Origin of the sequence: Pseudomonas yangonensis, from assembly GCF_009932725.1 — a bacterium.
GTDB lineage: Bacteria > Pseudomonadota > Gammaproteobacteria > Pseudomonadales > Pseudomonadaceae > Aquipseudomonas > Aquipseudomonas yangonensis.
This window is the reverse complement of the sequence record NZ_BLJU01000058.1, coordinates 1-339: the sequence shown is the minus strand read 5'-3', so window position 1 is coordinate 339 and position 339 is coordinate 1. Positions and strand designations below refer to the sequence as shown.

Annotated in this window: 1 protein-coding gene; it reads left to right on the top strand. The window is 60.5% G+C overall.

The genetic code is table 11. The features are described from left to right. Positions 1-52: 52 nt before the first annotated feature. Positions 53-339, top strand: a 287-nt coding sequence (locus tag GYB81_RS23415) for an ATP-binding cassette domain-containing protein (RefSeq protein ID WP_161897972.1), incomplete at its 3' end; no start/stop codon positions are given.

Genomic DNA, 339 nt, shown 5'->3' with positions numbered 1-339 from the left:
GTCTCGTGGGCTCGGAGACGTGGATAAGAGACAGCTCGAGAGGAATGAATTTATGAGTGAAGCAATCAAGCAGCCCAGCGCCGAGCCGATGATCCTGCTGCAGGGCGTGAACAAGTGGTACGGCCAGTTCCACGTGCTCAAGGACATCAATCTCAGCGTGCAACCGGGTGAGCGCATCGTGTTGTGCGGGCCGTCCGGCTCGGGCAAGTCCACCACCATTCGCTGCATCAACCGTCTGGAAGAGCACCAGCAGGGGCGCATCGTGGTCGATGGCACCGAGCTGACCAGCGACCTCAAGCACATCGAGGCGATCCGCCGCGAAGTGGGCATGGTGTTCCA